At 37.0% G+C, this 18,048-nt stretch carries 16 protein-coding genes and 1 riboswitch; of the genes, 1 reads left to right on the forward strand and 15 read right to left on the reverse strand.

Annotated features, from left to right (window positions below; translation table 11 throughout):
- Positions 1–175: 175 nt before the first annotated feature.
- Positions 176–3,979, reverse strand: coding sequence for a 5'-nucleotidase C-terminal domain-containing protein (locus tag B494_RS20090; protein WP_017470928.1), 3,804 nt, complete (start codon positions 3,977–3,979; stop codon positions 176–178).
- Positions 3,980–4,093: 114 nt separating this feature from the next.
- On the opposite strand from B494_RS20090, the gene B494_RS0103235 reads away from it, so the two are divergent.
- Complete coding sequence (locus B494_RS0103235; RefSeq protein ID WP_017470929.1) at positions 4,094–4,294, forward strand: hypothetical protein; 201 nt, start codon at positions 4,094–4,096, stop codon at positions 4,292–4,294.
- Between the two features lie 87 nt (positions 4,295–4,381).
- On the opposite strand, the gene B494_RS0103240 is transcribed toward B494_RS0103235, so the two are convergent.
- From B494_RS0103240 to B494_RS0103305, 14 genes are all read right to left on the reverse strand, one after another.
- Complete coding sequence (locus B494_RS0103240) at positions 4,382–5,662, reverse strand: FtsW/RodA/SpoVE family cell cycle protein (RefSeq protein ID WP_017470930.1); 1,281 nt, start codon at positions 5,660–5,662, stop codon at positions 4,382–4,384.
- A 2-nt stretch (positions 5,663–5,664) separates the two neighbouring features.
- The gene (locus tag B494_RS0103245; protein WP_017470931.1) at positions 5,665–6,090 is read right to left on the reverse strand and encodes a helix-turn-helix transcriptional regulator; all 426 of its coding nucleotides are present in this window, start codon (positions 6,088–6,090) and stop codon (positions 5,665–5,667) included.
- Positions 6,071–6,637, reverse strand: coding sequence for a sigma-70 family RNA polymerase sigma factor (locus B494_RS0103250; RefSeq protein ID WP_017470932.1), 567 nt, complete (start codon positions 6,635–6,637; stop codon positions 6,071–6,073). Before B494_RS0103250 ends, B494_RS0103245 begins: the two co-directional genes overlap by 20 nt.
- A gap of 264 nt (positions 6,638–6,901) precedes the next feature.
- A complete protein-coding gene (locus tag B494_RS0103255; RefSeq protein ID WP_017470933.1) occupies positions 6,902–7,468 on the reverse strand; it encodes a hypothetical protein in 567 nt (188 codons plus the stop codon).
- Positions 7,469–7,503: 35 nt separating this feature from the next.
- Positions 7,504–8,016: a hypothetical protein gene (locus B494_RS0103260; RefSeq protein ID WP_017470934.1), complete on the reverse strand. Its 513-nt coding sequence runs from the start codon at positions 8,014–8,016 to the stop codon at positions 7,504–7,506.
- Between the two features lie 250 nt (positions 8,017–8,266).
- On the reverse strand, positions 8,267–8,836 hold the full coding sequence (locus tag B494_RS0103265; protein WP_017470935.1) for a hypothetical protein: 570 nt from the start codon (positions 8,834–8,836) through the stop codon (positions 8,267–8,269).
- Positions 8,837–8,873: 37 nt separating this feature from the next.
- On the reverse strand, positions 8,874–9,386 hold the full coding sequence (locus B494_RS0103270) for a hypothetical protein (protein ID WP_017470936.1): 513 nt from the start codon (positions 9,384–9,386) through the stop codon (positions 8,874–8,876).
- Between the two features lie 13 nt (positions 9,387–9,399).
- A complete protein-coding gene (locus tag B494_RS0103275; RefSeq protein WP_017470937.1) occupies positions 9,400–10,875 on the reverse strand; it encodes a hypothetical protein in 1,476 nt (491 codons plus the stop codon).
- Positions 10,876–11,512: 637 nt separating this feature from the next.
- Complete coding sequence (locus B494_RS0103280) at positions 11,513–12,982, reverse strand: glycoside hydrolase family 1 protein (protein WP_017470938.1); 1,470 nt, start codon at positions 12,980–12,982, stop codon at positions 11,513–11,515.
- A 20-nt stretch (positions 12,983–13,002) separates the two neighbouring features.
- A complete protein-coding gene (locus B494_RS0103285; protein WP_017470939.1) occupies positions 13,003–14,301 on the reverse strand; it encodes a PTS sugar transporter subunit IIC in 1,299 nt (432 codons plus the stop codon).
- A 4-nt stretch (positions 14,302–14,305) separates the two neighbouring features.
- A complete protein-coding gene (locus B494_RS0103290) occupies positions 14,306–14,614 on the reverse strand; it encodes a PTS sugar transporter subunit IIB (RefSeq protein ID WP_017470940.1) in 309 nt (102 codons plus the stop codon).
- On the reverse strand, positions 14,614–14,943 hold the full coding sequence (locus B494_RS0103295) for a PTS sugar transporter subunit IIA (RefSeq protein WP_017470941.1): 330 nt from the start codon (positions 14,941–14,943) through the stop codon (positions 14,614–14,616). The genes B494_RS0103290 and B494_RS0103295 overlap by 1 nt, the downstream gene beginning before the upstream one ends.
- 117 nt (positions 14,944–15,060) lie before the next feature.
- Positions 15,061–16,977: a BglG family transcription antiterminator gene (locus B494_RS0103300; protein WP_017470942.1), complete on the reverse strand. Its 1,917-nt coding sequence runs from the start codon at positions 16,975–16,977 to the stop codon at positions 15,061–15,063.
- A gap of 194 nt (positions 16,978–17,171) precedes the next feature.
- On the reverse strand, positions 17,172–17,495 hold the full coding sequence (locus tag B494_RS0103305; RefSeq protein ID WP_017470943.1) for a hypothetical protein: 324 nt from the start codon (positions 17,493–17,495) through the stop codon (positions 17,172–17,174).
- A 101-nt stretch (positions 17,496–17,596) separates the two neighbouring features.
- Positions 17,597–17,700, reverse strand: a riboswitch (SAM riboswitch).
- Positions 17,701–18,048: the final 348 nt, after the last annotated feature.

Genomic DNA, 18,048 nt, shown 5'->3' on the forward strand with positions numbered 1-18,048 from the left:
AGTTATATTTTAACGCATAATCTAAAACAATTAACTCCAACGCAAATCGTTTTCGGAACACGGTTATAGCACTTCGAAGAGTAATTTATTACTATTAAACAACTAACAACAAACACACCTCTCACCATTCAAGTACAATACTTATGAAGGTAAGAGGTGTGCGTCTATCATAAAATTAGTCTATGATCACACTTTTAGTCGAACGAAGCATGATCAATACGACCCCAGTCATCATTAAAACAAAACCAAGTAGCAACCAATTAAACGTGGTCGTGGCTGTTTCTGGTAGGGGATGTGTAACATCGACACTATCTTTGGACACCTCTTCTAATTGAGGCGTGCTGTCTGAATCATCGTCTATCACCTGATCTTGGTCATCAATCGTACTTATTTGATCCTCTTCATTATTAGGCATACTTACTACGGTTTGATCCCATACCGTAAATATACTAAAGTGATCGGTTGTTGCAGTGACATAACCATTCGCGTACTCACCGCCAACTCGCTCCCAGTCCTCTTGGTCATTTAAATAATAAACTTTTAAATCCTCTGGGTCGGCCACTTCACTTGTATCGACGGCAAAAGATAGGGTAATCTCTTCTTCAAATGATGTAATCAATTGATCACCATCTGCTATCGTGAATTGATAAACAGGACTTAATCGATTATCAATGTTTGTCATTTTTTCGATGGTTAATGCAAAGGTAGTGTTGTCTGCGAAATTAATCATCGGGATATTTAACTGAATATCTTGAGCCACTACAATAAGCGTCGCTTTTTTATTGACAAGATCCGCTAACTGTTCGGCTGTCAATTCAATTCGGTAGTGTTCCAAATTTAAGCCTGTCAAATCAAGCGTTAGTCTGCCATCTTCCGCAAGGCGTACAATCGAATCATCTGCAATCATCAGTCGATTTTGATCAACACTGATGTCCGCTGTGACATCTACTGCTAACGCGTCCTCTGTAAATGCAATAATATCCTCAGTGCCTCGGGGCTTAAGCTGAATCGTATCTTGATATATACTGGAAATACCAGTAATGGTGACTTGATCACCCACTTCAAAATGAAAATCAGCATAGTTGAGCCCTGTCCGATTATCGACACGAACTAACACCGACTGGTCATTGACCGTTGCATTAAATTCAAACGTTCCATATTGATTGACTTCATTTAAATTTGATATCGTTGCTCCCTCTATTTGAACAAGTTGGCCTTGATTGGCTGATGTGAGTTGATTCGGCATTAAATGAATGGGATCAGGAGTGGACACTTGACCCACCACATCAAGGTTCTCGACATCTGAAATTTGCACCTCGCCATTAAAAACATTTTTACTCCCTGTTAGCACAATTTGATCACCAGCTTCAACAGTTGCTTCTGTCTGATAAACATAAATGCCAGCTGTTTCATCTTGCAAATAGAAACCTGCGCCTCCCCAACTGCCACTATTTGTTGTAGCTGTACCTTCAATTTTAACTTGTTCACCATTACTAACCGTTCTAGCCTCAACAATAGGAATGAAATCAAGTTCGGGATGCTCAGTTTCTTCAACAAATTGATAATCTGTTGGATTTCTTAGTCCGGGTACTGAGAAGTAATTTTCTAAATCTCCCGTAATCTGGACACGTTTACCTAAGTGATCTGGGTGATCGACTATATTTAATGCCTCACGAAGCGCATTATTAGGCAATTGCACAGGTAAAATATGTTCCATATCTCGCTCGTCAGGTGAGTCAGCTAACATAATATTTGTTCGTACAAAAGGCCCCTCAAAATTACCGGTCATTGTACCAACAATATAGCCTTGAACCGTTGCTACCCCTTGATTATTCGCAATTGCTTCAGCCACTGTGATAAATTCTTGGTCACCTTCTGATTGGTCAATCGTAATCCGGGAGCCTTCTTGATAATCAATTGGACCATCATGTGACTTAATATAATCCACTACTGTTTGCCAAACGAGAGGATATTCACCTACGACCGTCTCAGCACCTAAGTTATAAAAGTTACTACCATGCATATAATCATTGTACGCAACAACATATTGCGCCGCATTATCAAGCGAGGTACCATCTGTTGAAGTGAACGACACATCAACAAATTGATTGCCTTCTTTAATCAATTGATAATGTAAGCCAGACACTTGAATATCAACAGCCCCATGGTAATTTGACTGGGTTAAGATAACCTCTTTTAGACGATCAAGATCTGTTTTCACAACCTCAACTCTATTACTATATTGATCTAAAAATTCGATTTGACTATCGGTGATTACTCCTGCAGGAATATTACCATTAACGGATGAGCCATTTAATAAAGCAAAATCAGCCCCTGTTTCTGCACGGACGGCATCTGTATATAGATTCCCTAAGCCTGAATCTCCATTACGATTATTGACCGATGATAAGCCATACTCGGTTGATCCAATCGGCTCACCTTCAATAGGGGCCTCAGTCACTTCTATTGCAATTCGCTCATTCGCACTGTAATTAAGCATCTGATCATTTGCGGTTAAATACTTTGCGTACGTCAGCATCGCATCCGTCATCATCCCGGTTAAAGCATCCAATACCGTCCCTTGGAAATCATAACCACTTCCACCGGTACCAATGTAATCACTAACCGCAACCGTATAAGTGGCATCTGGATCTATTGGTTCACCCTCTATATAAAGTTCAGCATCAACATAACGCCCTGTATTATTGGTTAAAATCGTATAATGCAAGCCTGAACTCTGCAAATCTATTGATTGTCGACGCTCATATGAAAATTGAATGACTTCTTTCAATGCTGACCCCGTCATCTCATAGGTCATCATTTCATTTGCAAAAGGTTCAATGGTATAAATATCATGTACTGTTACCGGACCCACAGCAATATTCGCTCGAATGCCTCCATTGTTGGTTAAAGCTACATCTGCACCCGTGTGATGTCGCATCGCATCTGTCCAGAAGTTACCTAGCGACGTATCTGTGCTTCCACTACGATTTAATCCTGTTTCCGTATAGCCAATTTCTTCGGACAATAACTCGTCCATTTCTTCATTATATTGATTAACCATTGCTTGAATCTCAGCATCAACTTCCGTCAAGGCGCTCACATTTTGTAAAGCGCCTTCAACTGCTTCCACTTCGCCTGTTGATTGATTAAAAGATAAAGTTACATTACCAATATTTTCACCATTCCCACCCGTTTGTACAATCGGCGTACCATTAACGACAACAGGTTGATTAAGTGTGGTATGCGAATGCCCACCAATAATCAAATCGAAAAACTCAACTTCTTCAGCAAGCTGACGATCCACGTTATAACCAATATGCGTTAGTGCAATTAAAATATCAGTCTGCTCTACTAAATACTGATAGTCTTTAGCTGTTTCAATTGGATCGTCGAAGTGCATTCCTACTACATTAATAGGTGCGGTTGACGGAGGCGTTTCTGTTAACGATAAAACACCCACTGTTAAGCCATCAACGTCAAAAATATGATAGGGGTCAGGTTGGGGGAAATCGACTAACGTATCGTTACCCACCACCATATTCGCACTTAACCATGGAAAGTTCGATTGTTCAATCCGTTTCACTGTCTCTTCTTGCCCATAATCAAATTCATGGTTACCAATCGCCATCGCTTGCAAACCGATTTGATTTAACAAATCTACAATCGGCAAACCATACTGCAAGTCGACGACAGGATTCCCACTAAAAATATCACCTGCATCTAAATAAAGTGAATGACTCGCTACTTCCCTTTCTGCTTTAATATAAGCCGCCATTTTTCCAAAGTCATTAATTCGAGCATGGATGTCATTCGTATGCAAAACCTTTAACTCAATGCGGCCATCTTCTTCAGCATGGCTGACCACTGGCATATTAAAAGTAAATAAGCCGAACAGCATCACAACAATTAATATCAGTGCACAGATTTTCTCCAACAATCGCTTAACTTGCATGTCTAAGACCCACTCCCATTCCATTTATTTTCATCACTTAAAGTTTACCAGACTATTGTAAAAATAATATAAAATAACTGTAAAAGTTATGTATCTATTATTAAAAAAGGTATAATTATAGCATAAGGAGCTGATTTTATGGTGACCGTTTACGTCGATAACCAGCGGATTGAACTATTTAATGGTGCCACATTAAAGCATGCTTTGTTAAAGAAAAATGAGCAGCTGTATCATGATGTAAGAAAACAACGTGCTGTTATTAAGGATAGTGAGGGGCATCTAACGGCGTTAAATGGGGCGGTGATGAATGGTTGGCACTATATCGTTGTGTATCAATAATAAAACGAAACTTCAATCAGCGGATGGAAAGCTATCTGTGACAAAAAAACAGGAATCAGTATATTACACCTGTTCCTGTCTGACTATTTAAGTGAGAACATTTTTGCTGACAAGATCTTTCCTTCGATAAACACCCAGAATCAAACCAATATAAGTTGAAAACATCATGTTTAACTGACCACTGTAACTAATAAACGGTAAAGGAGTACTGGTGATCGGTAACCAGCCGACAACCATGGCGAGGTTCCATATAAGTGCTACACTAATAACAGCAACACTAGCGACAACAATAGCGCGGCCAAATGGATCATTCGTACGATAGGCAATGGTAGCAAGTCGATATAAAAAGATTGTCAAACAAAATAAAACAACCGCTCCAAATAGCCAACCAAACCGATAAACAAGATACGGAAAAATAAGTTCCGTATGGATATTAAAGAAACCCTCTAAAGGCGCTTCACTTCCAAATAACGTTGCCTGTTCTAATAATCCTTGCACCTGCATGTATATGTAGCCATAATCTGATTGATAGTTTTCCGGACTTACAAAGCCACTCAATCGACTTGCATAATAAGGGGATAAATTAAACCACGTAATAGCTAAGGTCATCATCAAAATGAAAAGTTGTGTTCCAATGGATACTAAACGAAATTTCTTTGACAAAGGCGATAATGCAAGAATCGCCGTTAACACAATTAAATAGACGATGACAAGAAATAAGTAGTTTGTCTTAACAAAAACAATAATTGGAAACCAGTAAAAAAGAGAAATAAGCAAAAGCAACTTTGCTCCCTTTGTCTTACTATACAAGAAGCCGGTGAAACCAAGGATAAAGAGCAAACTTATTGTCCAGCTCGTCAATGATACAAAATGCAACTCTATATAATAGGTTCCATTTCTCATCTCGCCTGAAAACAGCATCCAGAACGAAAGAACGCATGCACTTCCAATCAATATATACCAATATTTCCTGACTAGACGATAATCACTAAACATCATCAGCAGCGCCATAGACAAACCGAGCAAACTAAAAATCAATTGATTTTTACCATAATAGTTATATTCTATAAATGAGTCAAAACTAAATATTAGTATACCTAGCAAGAGCACCGTGATAAAGAGCGCTATTGTAACCCAATCTATTCTAGGTCGATGAATTAATGCCATTTCCTTTCCAATAGTTGTTGGGTTTCCCATTCGCGCTATTGCTAAGGTTTCCGCCTCTTCTTCTTCATGACCTTTATCTATATAAACAGATTTACGCTGTTCAATATGAGTGCGTAATTCTTCTTTTATCACATATTTCGCTTCTTTTGAACGAACAGCACTGACAACTCTGTCTAAATAGGAATCCATCTTGTTTGTCATCGTTACCATCCACCTTTAAAATTCAATTGCCAAGCGTTATGACTTAGCACGTCATCCGTTTCTTTTTTGGTCATCGACAGCTGTTTTTTTCCTAATTTATTTAAATGATAAATTTTTATCGGCCTTTTCTCACTTGTCCATGTCGATCCAATCCATTGTTTCTGCTCTAATTGATGCAAGATAATATATAATCTGCCTTCATCATTTAACAAAGGTTGTAATTGCGGTTCTTTTTCAAACCAACAAATTAAGTCATATCCAGATTGATCAGTCTGGTGTAAAGCAGCTAAAATAAATAATTCAAGCTGTTGATCATCAATTGTCTCTATCAAATCCAATGTGCGATTTTTTTGTTGATCAGAGAAGTTTACTTCACTAAATACCGTTTTATCCATTGCAGCTTTTAAATTAATTAAAGGATCCTTCATGATACCCCTCCTGCTCTAATTGTTTTTTCAATAACGCCTTGCCTCGCTTCAACCTTCCTTTTACAGTGTTCTCTTTAGCTCCCGTAAGTTGGCTAATCATCTTAATCGTTAAATCCTCATAATAATATAAATAAATGCTTTCACGATAAATAACAGGTAGTGTAAACACGAGTTGTACTAAATGTTCTTCTTCCACCTTCTTTATTAGCTGTTGATCCGGTCTCACCCCATCGCTAACGGCGTGATGATCAACTTGATCATTTACAACAATATGGCGACAATACCAACTTCGCAAATAATCTTTACAATGATTAATGGCTATACGATATACCCATGTTTTTAAGCTTGAATCATGTTGAAAGGTATGTATTTTTCGATAGACCTTTAAGAAAATTTCTTGTGTTAAGTCCTCTGCAGTTGAATACTCTTTTACATAAGTAAAGACAAGTCTTTGAATAGCTGTCCCATATGTATCCATAATTTCCTCAAACCATTGCACCTTTGATTCAAACGTGATTGACTGATCGATCATGTCAATATCAGACATTTATTACCCTCCCCTCATTTTATCTATTCGACGATTCATAATCTCTTATGGTTGCACAGGTAATATAAAAATCAAATTTTATAATAAGCACATATGACAAAAGCTTTTAACCTTATCCATCCAGTTTTACACATTAAATCTTTTTATACCAAGGGTTATTTTATCTATTAATAATAAAAAAACTCAGTAACTTTATATCCGTTACCAAGTCCTCTGATTCTATTTATTTGTTTGATTGCTCTAAAAATTAAAAGTATTTTACCTTCACTCTGGCCAATTTAAGTCAAATTCAAGCACTTCTTCCTTAAGCACTTCACCATCACTGTCATATAAAATAAATGTCGCTTCTTCAAAGGGCTCATCTTCTAAAATTAGATACCACATCTGCCACTCTGCCCTACCAAGATCTGGGATATATTCTCTGCCATCACCAGTGATAATTTCAATCTTAGCTACACTTGCCCACGTGGGTCCTCTTAAAATAGCATAATCACCAATTTCAGCATATACTCCCTTTAACCAAGCGTTTTTCATTTCCATTCGGTTACTAACAGCTTCAACAAATTGCCAACCTCTCCACGTTTTTTCTAATTCCATCACACCAAAATTAGAATAATCCGGAAAACTCCAACTATAGAAAACCAGTACTCGATCATTATCTAGAAATTCAATCGCATAGATATCCTCTACAGTATGCTTTAATTCATACAACTCTTGTTCAATAGCTTTTTCAATATCTTGATTTTGGTTTACTAATTGAAAAGCAAAGTAACTGACAACGATTAGCAAGACAATAGTCATTGTAACTATTATTACTTTCTTTTTTTTCACACGATCCCCTCCAATAGATAAGCTAGTCTTTCATATTAATCTATTTCTTTAGGGGGTTCTATCCCCAAATCAATCAACACCTCTTCAATATATGTCGTATCATATTGATGGTACTTAATATAGTTAAAAAGAGTTGTAAAACTAGCCCCTGCTCCTTCTGGAGGTATCGTTGAATCCTCATACATTTGATCCACTACTTCTTTCAGTACATCCGTATCTTCAAGTGACTCTTCCACTGTAAGCCAATCTTCTGCTTCGATCGCTGCCTCAGGATAGTCAAGCTCAGGGTAGCGGTCAGAGATTGCTTTCCACCTATTCAGAATCGCTTCGGTATGTGCTGTCGGATATAGCTTGACTTCAATTGGAACCTCTTTACTTTTGTAAACTGCGTCTAATGCATATTCACGCGTCATATTTTTGTAATCAATTAGTGCTTCAGTAACAGCTTGCTCCTGTCTAGCTTTTATTCCGTAATAATAAAGAAAAATACCAATAAACATTAATAACACAACAATCATTAACACTTTATATTTAAATGAAAGCTTCATGACTCACCATCCTCTATTCCACATTATTTTTAGTCAGATTTTCAATGGTTGCTTCTTCTGATAATTATCCAGACTTAATGTAGCGACTTCATTCATCCTCAACATCTTCAGTATGATATTTCCATTTATGTAAAGAAGCTAAGAAATTAATCCTATGCCATACAAAAAACTTAGTAACCAAACATCAGTTACCAAGTCCTCTGATTCTATTTATTTGTTTGATTGCTCTAAAATTTAAAATGCTTTACCTTCACTCCGGCCAATTCAAGTCAAATTCAAGCACTTCTTCATGAAGCACTTCACCATCACTGTCATATAAAATAAATGTCGCTTCTTCAAAGGGCTCATCTTCTAAAATTAGATACCACATCTGCCACTCTGCTGCTCTACCAAGCTCTGGGATATACTCTCTCCCATCCGCAGTGATAATTTCAATCTTATCTACACTTGCCCATGTTGGTCCTCTTAAAATAACGTGATCACCAATTTCAGCATATACACCCTTTAACCAAGCGCGTTTCCTTTCCATCCGATTGCTTATTGCTTCAACAAATTGCCAACCTTGCCACGTTTTTTCTAATTCCATCACACCGAAATTATAAAAGGCTGGGAAATCCCAACTATAAAAAACCAAGGCCCGATCGTCATCTAGAAATTCAATCGCATAGACATCCTCGACATATTGCCTTAAGGTACGGAACTCTTGTTCAATGACTTCTTCAATATCTTGATAAGCATTTAATCGTTCAGTTATTAGGTAACCGGCAATAGTGAGCAGTGTGATAACTGTTACAATAATCACTATGATTCTTTTTTTCAACGCGATCCCTCCCATAGACTAGCTATTTCTTTTGAAATTATTCTTCTTCCCTAGGTGATTCGATCCCCAGATCAATGACTACATCTTCAATGTTTGAGGCCTCATATTTTTGGTAAAAAATATAATCAAGTAAAGTGATATAACTCACCCCTAAACCCTCAGAGGTAACGGTTGCGTCCTTATACATCTTTCTGATTACACCATTTAGTAAGTCCGTATCCTCAAACGCCTTATGCACCTCAATCCAATCTCTAGCTTCAATCGCTGATTCAGGATAGTCCAGTTCTGGGTAACGATCTGAAATAGCTTTCCATCGCTCAAGAATCGCTTCTGTATGCGCTGACGGATATAGCTCAACTTCTACCGGAAACTCTGTACTTTTATAAATCGCATCTAATGCATATTCACGTGCGATATAACTGTAATCTTTTAATGCTTCACCAGTGGCTTGTTCCTGTCTAGCTTTTGTTCCAAAATAATAAAGAAAAGCACTAATAAATATGGATAATATAACAATTGTTAGCACTTTATATTTTAATGAAAGCTTCATAACTCACCATCCTCTATTCCACATTATTTTTAATCATATCTTCAATAGTTACTTCTTCTGATAAATAACCAGATTTAATATAGTCACTTAAATCGCGATGCACTGCTTCAAACTGATCCGTAGAATCATTATAAAAGTTACTCACCTTATCCCACTGCTGCTCATTTATATATTCCTTTGGAAATGGGATATCTGAGTTCATCTGATGTGTCTGTTCCCACCGCTCTAAAATAGTGTATGTTGAATTAGTCGGTAAAACTTCTACCCACGTATTAGATTCAATAAAATCGCCACTCTCTACGATTAACATTTCCATATTTAAATTGGATGCACTCGAAACGGCATTTCCAATTGTAATTTGTTTGTTTAACTCTTGTTTTTCTATTTGGTATTCATTTATCATAACAACAGGTTGAAATACTGATTTTGTTGTAATATCCGTAGCCAATTCCATAACTTTGCCACCAATAAAGTAAGTCGCATGTTTACGCTTATATGCCTCCATCTCAGCAGTATCATCTCTATTCAAGTTTGACACCGCATTATCACCCATATAATAATTGACATTAACATCAATCAATACCATATTTGGAAACGGAAGTTCCATATCAAGAAATACTTCTCTAAACTCTTCATCAGCATATTTAGAGATGCTAACTATTAATTCTGAATTTATAACATGTACTCGATTATTTACCTCTTCTAATGAAAGATCATTAACCCTTACTAAAAACGGCAGTTTCTCACCTTCAAGATTAATTTGTTCTATATTTTTTTTGTATTCTTTTAGCAATTTTTTATACATTTTCATTATTTTCACATAATCTATTTCATCAAAACCTAATCGATCCGATTCCACCTTCATATGATCAGTCACTCTCATATTTCCACTATATAAGTAAGCTTCAATAAGAGCTATTTCAGTAATTAACGCTTCTTCAGAAACAAGGACATGATGATTCAAATGGGATTGCAGTTCATCTACATTTTGTTCTGTTAACATGTCAATAAGAGCGTTAATTTGCTCCCTTTTCTCATCTGTTAAATAGTGATTTTGCAAATATTGATACAAAAGTTCTTGTTCAGAAGACGTCATGGAAACCCCTGCTTCCATCTTTGCTAAAATGTTAGCAAAGAGAGCATCATCAGAGAAAACAGCTTCTTGTAGCCGTGTTAAATTCAATTTATCCAAATTCGCTCCACCTGACCCTAACTCCTCAATAAACGCATCCATTGTCGTATTTAAATTGGATAAACCATGCGTGACTTGCTCAAATCCCTCAGCTGCGTTCTTATCTGCACTCACCATGCCATTCCAAAAATTCTTAACGGCATTTTTTTCCATATCCGTTTCTATATTAACCCTATCATATATTCCCCCATAGCTTCTTGAGAACTGAGCTTGCCTTTCATTCCACGCTTCTGCTACATCCTCATATTCCTGTAGACGTTGGCTTAATTCATCACGATCCGCATTGTAATTTCCCATGTAAGATGCTCCCTTCATTATAATAAAACGCACTGTCAATCAGTAGGTGAGTAAATCAGGCATTAGCGCTCCATTAGCTCCTGCCCATATAGACGATCTCTACGCTCTATTTTGAGACGGTTATTTGTAATAAACACACCCTTCCATTATACAGGTTTAATGGTTAATTTTTGAATATGACTAAAGTAGGGGAGTTTTACTGGTTAAATCTCAACTAAGGTCAGAGGACCTAGGTTTATTGAATGAGGGTGTATTAGTTAACTTGTTACTGCAGTTGTTTAACGCACTAAATGATCTTCACATGAGAAAACTAACGATTCGCTTATCCTTATTCGCCTTTAGGTACAAAAAAATAGCATAGAGCTAACTGCCCTATGCTAAAATTTTTTTTAAAACTAGATAAAATGATCCTTTAATCAGTGGATGGAGGGCTACGGTCGTAGATCATGCAGACGTGGCCACAGGACATGGCGATCTTAGTCTGTAATCCTACTTAAAGACGTGGTGGTCTTAGTCTACGGTCTCACACACCGACTGATTGTTAGCTGAGTCAAACAGGACATTAGCGCCCGTTATTATCAAGCTAAATAAGTTTGCTCTACTCTCTATTTTGAGGTGGATTTTTATCGACGGTTATCTAGGATAAATCTGCCCCATTGGTTTCGATGACTTTCTTATACCAATAGAAAGACTTTTTCTTCTTTCTCTGATAACTTCCTTCCCCATAATCATCCGCATCAACATAGATAAAACCATAACGTTTAGTCATCTGCGAGGTTGATGCACTAACAATGTCAATACACCCCCATGAAGTGTAGCCCATTAGATCGACACCATCTTTAATCGCTAAATGCATTTGCTCAAGATGTGATTGAAAATAATCAATGCGATAATCATCATTAATTGACCCATCTTGCTCAACCTCATCTTTAGCACCCATCCCGTTTTCAACGATAAATAAAGGGACATGATAACGATCATATAAATCAATTAAACCTACACGCAGACCAATTGGATCAATTTGCCAACCCCATTCTGAAGTGGCTAAGTGGGGGTTTTTCACACCACTTGTTAAGTTCCCGCTCACCTTTTCTCTTTGATCTGCATGAATAGAGGTAACGATAGACATATAGTAACTTAACGATAAATAATCCACGGTATAATTTTTGATTAAGCTCAAATCTTGATCCGTCATCGTAATATTAAACCCTTGATCATCCAAGTAATTCAAAACATGTGTCGGGTATTCACCTAGCACTTGCACATCAGAAGCAAACATGTTGTTGCGATTTTCTTGTTGTGCGAGTAGAATATCTTCAGGATTACATGTTTCAGGATAGTGAACAACTTTCGTTAACATACAACCCATCTTTGCATCTGGGATGATTAGATTAAGATGCTTTTTAGCTAAAGCAGCAGCAACAAATTGGTGATGCAAGGCTTGATAAATCGCTTCTTCTGCTTGCTTCTTATCCGCATATTTCTCCTCTACCACCCCTGCAGTTGTAAAAGGGTGTCTGAACACACTATCAATTTCATTAAACGTTAGCCAATAGTTAACTAATCCTTTATATTCTTCAAAAACCACTTTACAGTATTTCACGAACATATCAATCACATCTCGTGATGCCCAACCATCATAAGCTTCAACTAAATACAATGGCATCTCATAATGGGATAAAGTCACAAGAGGTTCAATGTTAAGCCGCTTCATCTCAGTAAAAAGCGCTTTATAATAAGCTAACCCTTTGGGATTCGGTGTGTCTTCATTCCCATTTGGAAATAGTCGTGTCCAAGCAATCGATACCCGTAAGACATTGAAACCCATCTCAGCAAAAAGAGCTAGGTCTTCTTTATAGCGATGATAAAAGTCAATTCCACGTCGTTTAGGGTAATAAACCGTATCATCTGTAAGTTTTGCGGCTTTTATATCTTCGAGTCCAACATGCCATTGCGCTTTATAATTCTCTACTGCTACCTTGGGTTTGAATGTTGCCACATCTGCAACAGACATCCCCTTACCATCTTCATTCCATGCACCTTCAGCCTGGTTCGCTGCAATCGCACCTCCCCAAAGAAAATCGTCTGGAAAATAATTTTTTGTCATGAATAGTCCCCCTGTGTTATTTATTGAGCCATGTCTAACTTCGCTTGCCTGTTAGCCAACCAAACAAATGGAATATAGAATAATGTACCTAAAACAAGAATGATCAATTGAACAATGACACCGTTTAGACCGAAGCCAAGAAATGCACTAAGACCAAGCGGAATACCAAACGGTACGTCAACTATATTCGGTGTAATAAAGCCAATATTGATGGCGAATAAGCCGATACCTGTTGACATAACGGAGGCTAATGTAAACGGAATCGCAAAAGTTGGATTTAAAATAAGCGGCATCCCAAATACGACCGGCTCACTGATCCCAAATAGACCAGGCAATAGTGCTGTCTTAGAGATGGCTCGATGATCCTTTCGTTTAGAACTGATTAAGCTCGCAATTATTAAACAGAGTGTTAAACCGGCACCACCTGGTACAACAAACACCATCCAAAATCCCATCGTTACAGATTGTGTCGGTTCCAAACCCTGTTGAACAGCAGCAATATTAGCTGCTAAGGCAGCAATCGCTAATGGGTTTCGAATCGGTGAAACAATCAATCCACCATGAATTCCTAAAAGCCAGAATAGCTGACTAATAAATACGATAAACATAATACCGATTGGATTTTGGAATAACCCTTCTAATGGTGCTTGTAAAATTTCATAAATGTATTCATTAATGTAGGTGTCCGTCATATTGACGAAAATCCGTCCACCAATTGCTGTAATCAATAACGTAATCATCATTGGAATCAAGGCATTAAATGAATTTGCTATCGCTGCCGGCACTTGAGCAGGCATTTTAATTCTTAATCTATCAAAACTAATCAACTTACTAAATAATTCAACAACTAAAACCGTTAATATCATACCAATAAATAGACCGGAAGCATTAATACCACCTACTGGCAAGCCAGCAATCACTTCTTCAGCACCTTCAAGTACATGTGTTAAGCTTTGTGGGATCACGGTTACATAAGCCGTTAATGAAATAAGCCCACAGAGCATTTCATTCTGCTTATTCCGCTTAGCAAGTGTCATCCCGAGAATAAACACAATCGCCAAAGTCATAATATTCATCGTTGCAAAGTTAATCGCATTAAAGGCGGGTGCAATACCTGTTAAAAAACTAAAGAACTCAATGCGAGCAAGACCTGTCGTTTCACTTGTTAAAATCGTGTTAAATAGTAAAGCAAATGAACCAATAATAATGAATGGTAAATAGATCGTAAATGTGGTTTTGATTGCGTTTAAGTATTTATTTTCATCAACTTTTTCTGCTACAAGGTTCAGTCCATCAGAAAATTTTTCGACAAAGGCCATTTGTTTATTCCCCCTTTTCTATCAATTCTTCTGCAAATTGCAGAACGGCTGCACCGTCTCCTCTTCCATAATCAACAGGTTTGATGACCGCAACAGGGGCAAGATCGCCAACTAATCGCGTCACCTTCCGCTTCGTATGTTGCACTTGAGGACCTAGCAATAACACATCGAAGTTACCAAGTTCTTCTTCAATTAGACTTTGATCAATCGCCCAAATCTTATAGTCTTTACCTTGTTGTTTTGCTGCTTCTTCCATTTTCGAAACCAAAATACTTGTCGACATCCCAGCTGCACATGCTAACATAATTCTCATTATTCATTCTCCTCCTTTTTTAATCCTGCTAATTGTTTGTAGATATGAAGGAACTCTTCTGCATGGGCGATGTTAATCATCGCTGTTGTTAAGTGATCCTGAGCATGAACCAATAAAATACTCAATTTTGTTGGTTCACCATTCGCCTCTTTTTGAATCAACTGTGTTTGACTATCATGTGCAAGGCGTAATTCTTGAGCACCTTCTTCAATCAGTTTTTCTGCTTCAGTAAACTGGTGTTCTCTCGCTTCTTGAATAGCCATCTGCGCTTTTGAGCTTGCATTTCCTGCATGTAAAATTAATGTAAAACTTTCTTCATATAGTTCCATTTTTCGTCCCCCTTTTTATCTCTTAACTACATTTTATTATGTAAGCGTATACATTTGTAGGTTCGGATTTTCCGTTGGCAACCGAAAAAAAGACAAAGGATATTGCTTATCCTTTGTCTACAACTGGCGAATCAACATTTGTAATTGTTTTTTACTTTTACAACGAAGTAGCGCTTGAACCGATTCTTTATTATTTAATAATTGCATAATCACTTGATACATTTTTTGTAAGTCTGTTTTATTCGCTTTCATGATATGAAGCATTAAAATCAATTGAACCGGCTTACCACCCCATTGAATCGGATCTTCCAATGTCATTAACGACCAAAATGTTTCAGACGTTTGCGGATCAATGGCGTGAGGGATGGCGACAAGATTTCCGAATGCCGTCGTTGAAAGCTTTTCCCTTTCCAATATAGATGGAAGATAAGATTGATTCACCAATTGATGTTGAACGAGGTCGTTAACCATATATTTCAATACATCCTCCTGCGTTTTTAAATCTTTTCTCAAATAGATATATGGCTCACGCAAATATAGATTAACCGTATTAAAACCATCTATGAGCAGCGTTTCAATCTTATTAACATCTTGATTTCCTAAAATCGTACTTACATGCACGACGGGTACATCTAATTTCTCTTTAATAGAAATTGTACTAATCACTAGATCAATGTCTGTCAACGTTTCGTTAAATAGATTGTAATATTCGGTTGTGCCGACAATATTTAATTTATTGCCAAGTTCACGTTTTAACTTATAAAGCAATAATTGTGCTGTACCAAGGCCTGTGGCACACACAATTAAACACCGTGGTGCATGATTGTATAAATACTGTTGGCGTTCTTGGGCAGCTTCAATATGTAGAGCAAGGTAGCCCACCTCATTCTCGTCAATGTCAACTGCCATCAGTTCTTTAATTACTTTTGAACAACTTAAGGCGATCTCAAAAGAGAAGGGATACTGTCCCTTAATATCTTCTAACATCGGATTTCGAATATTCATCTGATAACGGTAGCGATTAATAGCAGGCTTGAGGTGTAAGGCTAACCCTTTTACTAAATCCTCATCGCTCAAGAAGTCTAATCCATATTTATTATTAATATGCTCAAGCAAACAACTAACAAGTCTGTCAATCTCTTGATCAATAACTTCTTTTAACGCATCTGACTCAGCAACTGGATTCACCAGTTTAGTCCCTTGCATATGCATCGTTAAATAGAGCACTTCTTCTTCAGAAAAAATAATCGAGAACCGATTCCCAAGTTCATGAATAATATCAAGGGCAACAAGATATTCCTTACTCTTTAATATATCTCCATCAATCGTTTTAACCGAATCAGAAATACTATAACCATCTTCAATTCTTTTGCATGAAATGGCAATATGTGTGATTAAGTTCTGTAAGCTAATATCTGAAATGTAAATCCGGTTAATACGTAACTTGCCCAAAACAACTTCCTTTATTTCCGACAATTTTTCAAAAGAAATGATTTCAACCCATTCTTCATCATGTTCAATCAAATCGCTTTTTTGATTAAAGATATATTCAGAGATACAATAGCGAATATTAAACTCTGAACCGACAATCTTTGTCCCATAATAAGGCTTCGTTTCTAATGATAAGTTATATTTATCAAGAATGCGCCTTACCTCTTTAAATTCATTTTTCAACGCTGATCTTGTCACAAACAATTCATCAGCTAATGCTTCTAATTTAATATAATCACAAGTCATGAGTAACCGCTCCATGATGTAATGAACACGATCTTGAAATGTTTCGCACTCATGTATGTAATCGCTATCATTTAAATGCTGTTTAAAGGACTGCTGATTCAAAATATGTAATTGATAGCCTTTCCCTCTATAAGATACAACTTCTGCAACATCAGGAGGAATAAGCTCATGAATCGATTTCATATTATTTTGAATCGTCTTTGTACTCACTTGTAACTCTGTAGCTAGCTCTTTACTTGTGACAGGCCGGTTTGATTCCGCCAACTTCATCAACATTTTACGCATGCGTCCGTCCACAACATGACCCCCATCTTCAGCTACGATTTCTATTATACCTTTATGATAGCGAAGAAAAGTTAAATTGTATATAGGCTCATAGAAATAAAGAAGTCGGGTTAAGTTTAAAGAAGTGATGTCGTGTTTTGTGTCTTGAATGGTTAATCATCTATACCATTAAAAAAAAGAGAATGCTTAAACATTCTCTTTTAATATTATTCACCACTTGCGTAATTGGATGCTGTGTAAAGAGGATCATCCGGTAAGTAAAAGCCTTGCTTATTAAGATGGCGACGAATGAATCGCTCAAGTGCCCCAGATTCTTGTTGACTTAATTGTCTAATATGTTCAAATGATAAAGCAAGTTTAAAGTGACGATAACAATCGTCTATAATCACAAGCTGGTAAATATCCTGTTCATAAGGTGATTTCCTCAAATCAAAGCTGTAATCTTCCTCTAGTTCGGCAAAAATTTGAGCGACAGCGCCAATAACGGATTCAAATAATATCTGTTGCTCCTTAACACTTATACGTTCCAATAAGATCACTCCTTCTTATTATTTACAACAACGTTAAAGAGTGACGAACAGAAAAAAACACCTCTTTCATGGATGATAAAAGAGGTGCAGTTCCTACGTATTTGTCATCATCCAAAGCACTTAAGCTTTGCTGGTCGGGGCACCTTACACAAGCAGGTTGCCGTGGAGTCATAGAGCCAGTTCTCTCATCCACTCTTTATAAACGTATGTTGTTACTATTATTATAACAAAAAATGGAGGAAAAAACACTAATCAATTGTGATATTGAAAATATATCATAATTTCCAGTCGCTAACCAACCGTTTTGTCATGTCCTTTAACAGACTTATTTTCCAAGACAATCAGAACGGTTTCTGTTTTCACAAAATCGTGCATTAACGTACTTCCTATGAAAAGAGCTAGGCAAGAATTAAAACATAACCTATAACAAAAGCTTGTCTAATCAGTACTTAACTTTCAACTTTATCGTCCAACCTACCATCCATCACCAGAAAACAAGCCCCTTTTCAATATGAAAAGAGGTTTGTTTCAAAGGCTGTTTTGTTCATATACT

It is taken from the genome of Amphibacillus jilinensis Y1 (assembly GCF_000306965.1).
GTDB lineage: Bacteria > Bacillota > Bacilli > Bacillales > Amphibacillaceae > Amphibacillus_C > Amphibacillus_C jilinensis.

What these genes read in the sequence shown, in the direction of transcription:
- B494_RS20090 (WP_017470928.1), bottom strand. Translation starts at nt 3,979, where the DNA reads ATGGAATGGGAGTGGGTCTTAGACATGCAAGTTAAGCGATTGTTGGAG.
- B494_RS0103235 (WP_017470929.1), top strand. Translation starts at nt 4,094, where the DNA reads ATGGTGACCGTTTACGTCGATAACCAGCGGATTGAACTATTTAATGGT.
- B494_RS0103240 (WP_017470930.1), bottom strand. Translation starts at nt 5,662, where the DNA reads ATGACAAACAAGATGGATTCCTATTTAGACAGAGTTGTCAGTGCTGTT.
- B494_RS0103245 (WP_017470931.1), bottom strand. Translation starts at nt 6,090, where the DNA reads ATGAAGGATCCTTTAATTAATTTAAAAGCTGCAATGGATAAAACGGTA.
- B494_RS0103250 (WP_017470932.1), bottom strand. Translation starts at nt 6,637, where the DNA reads ATGTCTGATATTGACATGATCGATCAGTCAATCACGTTTGAATCAAAG.
- B494_RS0103260 (WP_017470934.1), bottom strand. Translation starts at nt 8,016, where the DNA reads ATGAAGCTTTCATTTAAATATAAAGTGTTAATGATTGTTGTGTTATTA.
- B494_RS0103270 (WP_017470936.1), bottom strand. Translation starts at nt 9,386, where the DNA reads ATGAAGCTTTCATTAAAATATAAAGTGCTAACAATTGTTATATTATCC.
- B494_RS0103275 (WP_017470937.1), bottom strand. Translation starts at nt 10,875, where the DNA reads ATGGGAAATTACAATGCGGATCGTGATGAATTAAGCCAACGTCTACAG.
- B494_RS0103280 (WP_017470938.1), bottom strand. Translation starts at nt 12,982, where the DNA reads ATGACAAAAAATTATTTTCCAGACGATTTTCTTTGGGGAGGTGCGATT.
- B494_RS0103285 (WP_017470939.1), bottom strand. Translation starts at nt 14,301, where the DNA reads ATGGCCTTTGTCGAAAAATTTTCTGATGGACTGAACCTTGTAGCAGAA.
- B494_RS0103290 (WP_017470940.1), bottom strand. Translation starts at nt 14,614, where the DNA reads ATGAGAATTATGTTAGCATGTGCAGCTGGGATGTCGACAAGTATTTTG.
- B494_RS0103295 (WP_017470941.1), bottom strand. Translation starts at nt 14,943, where the DNA reads ATGGAACTATATGAAGAAAGTTTTACATTAATTTTACATGCAGGAAAT.